Origin of the sequence: Nocardia sp. NPDC060220, from assembly GCF_042727815.1 — a bacterium.
Taxonomy (GTDB): domain Bacteria; phylum Actinomycetota; class Actinomycetes; order Mycobacteriales; family Mycobacteriaceae; genus Nocardia.
The window spans coordinates 1-2,223 of the sequence record NZ_JBHWZY010001013.1; the positions used below are offsets into that span (position 1 = coordinate 1).

At 67.8% G+C, this 2,223-nt stretch carries 2 protein-coding genes; one reads left to right on the forward strand and one right to left on the reverse strand.

Annotated elements, in window-relative coordinates; all coding sequences use genetic code 11:
* Positions 1 to 188 (forward strand): hypothetical protein (locus tag ACFWF3_RS32990; RefSeq protein ID WP_379317816.1); only part of this gene is annotated, 188 nt, incomplete at its 5' end.
* Here the strand turns inward: ACFWF3_RS32990 and ACFWF3_RS32995 are convergent.
* Positions 173 to 2,223, reverse strand: a 2,051-nt coding sequence (locus ACFWF3_RS32995; protein ID WP_379317818.1) for an ATP-binding protein, incomplete at its 5' end; no start/stop codon positions are given. The genes ACFWF3_RS32990 and ACFWF3_RS32995 overlap by 16 nt on opposite strands.

A 2,223-nucleotide genomic window follows, 5' to 3' on the forward strand; every position in this document is an offset into this window, starting at 1 on the left:
GGTTGCAGATCGGCGACGACTGGCCGTGCCGCCACCCGAATCCGGTCGTCCTGCTACCCGGCGAACAACGACACCATCACCCGGCAGACCATGTCGCCGGTCCTCGCGCCATCGCACCCGAGATCCGCGTTGCCGCGATGGTCACTCGATCCGACCGGATCGCCATTGATGCCTACTCTCGATGGTGAGCGACCACCCACGCCGCGACCTGCGCGCGAGTCGCGCAGTGCAGTTTGCTCAGGATGTGCTCGACATGCCCCGCCGCAGTGCGCTGCGAGATAACGAGCTTCTCCGCGATGGCCCGGTTGGTCAGGCCCTGCGCGATGAGTTCGGCTATCTGCTTCTCGCGGCGGGTGAGTACGTCCACCGCGGCAGGAACCTCCGCCGCCGCGGACGAATCCTCCTCGAGGGCGTAGGCGAGCACCGCGTCGATATCGAGATCGTGGCCCTGGCGCATCGCCGCCTCGAAGGCGCGCGGGCCGAGCGCGCGAGTGGCGTCCTGCTGCGCCTGGGTGTGGTGGCCGAACATCTCGAGAATACTGACCGCCTGGCTGCCCACGGATTCGCCGACCGCCATGGCCGCCCCGACGAGCACAGCAGCCCGCTGCGCCCGGCGCTGTGCAGCCGCGACAAAGGCCAGGGTCGCCAGACAGCTCGCGACACCCGGCCAATCCTCGATCATCCAGGAAACCCGCAGACTCTCCTTGACCAGCACCGATCCGCGCTCGAGGTCACCGCGCTCGACCGTGGCAAAGGCGAGCTGCGCGACCGCGTAGGACCGGTAGACCGACTCGCCGTGCGCTGTGGCGAGCGCCAGCGCCTGCTCGTTGCACGCCGTGGCGAGGTCCGTTTCCTGCAGCAGACCGCACGCGACGCCGAGGCCGAGCAAGCTCGATACCTGATGCAAGACATCACCGGACGCCTCGAACACCGGCACTGCCCGCGCGAGCCGTGTCCTCGCATCGGTGAGATCGCCGGAGAACAACGACAGCAAGCCATGTGCGCCGTCGACATACGCGCACAACAACTCGTCATCGCTGCCCTCGGCCGACGAACGCGCCTGTTCGATTCGCTCGGACCCGGACTGGATGTCTGTCTGCATCGCGGCCAGCACTGTGTCCGCGCACAGTGCCGCGATGTGTGCCAACGTGGCCCCGCTCGTTCTCTCCAACACCCGACCGAGCCAATATCGGGCCTCGCTGACCCGCTGCCGCGCGACCCAGAACTCGTAGAGGGCAACCGCAATCCGTTCGGCCGATTCCGCCTCGTCGGGCTCGGCCAGGCAGAACTCCATCGCCTCACGCAGATTCGGCTGTTCCCGGTGCAGCCGATCGATCCATTCCAGCTGCTTCGGCCCCGCCCATTCGGTGTACGCCCGCAACGCCAAGCGTTCGAACCAGTCCCGGTGGCGGCGCTGCAATTCCTTCTCGTCACCGCTACCGCGCAACCGTTCCCGGCCGTACTCGCGCAGCGTTTCGAGCATCCGGTACCGGACGCCGCCGTCACCGCGGCTCGCACGGATCAGGACCGACTTGTCCACCAGCGAACCCACCAGGTCGAGTACCTCGCCGGGATCGAGTCCGGCACCGCAGATCGCCTCTGCGGCATCCAATTCGAAGCCGCCCGCGAACACCGTCACCCGCGCCCACAGCTCTCGCTCACGGTCGGTCAGCAGGTCGTAGCTCCAATCGACGCACTGGCGCAGCGTCTGTTGACGGGTCGGCGTCGCGCGACCGCCACCGGTGAGCAGTCGATATCGATCGGTGAGCCGTTGCAGGATCTGCTCCGGTGACATCGACCGCAGCCGGGCCGCGGTCAACTCGATGGGCAGCGGCAGGCCCTCGAGTCGTCGGCATATGCGGGCGACGGTGATCTTGCTGTCTTCGGTCAGCTCGAAGCCGGGGACGGCCGAGCGGGCGCGGTCGACGAACAGTGCGATCGCGTCACACCGCAACATCGCGCGTAAGCTCGGCGACCCCTCCGCCCCGGGAACCGACAGCGGTGGCACCGGGACCACCACCTCCCCACCGATGCCGACCGGCTCCCGGCTGGTCGCGAGGATGTGCAATCGTGGCGCGGCACGCAGCAGCGATTCGGCCAGCGAGGCGATCGTGTCCACCAGGTGCTCGCAGTTGTCGAGCACCAGGAGCAGATGGCGCGTGGCGACGAAATCGACGAGCAGTTCCTGCGGTGTCTGGGCTGTCCGCCCCACCAGTCTCAGTG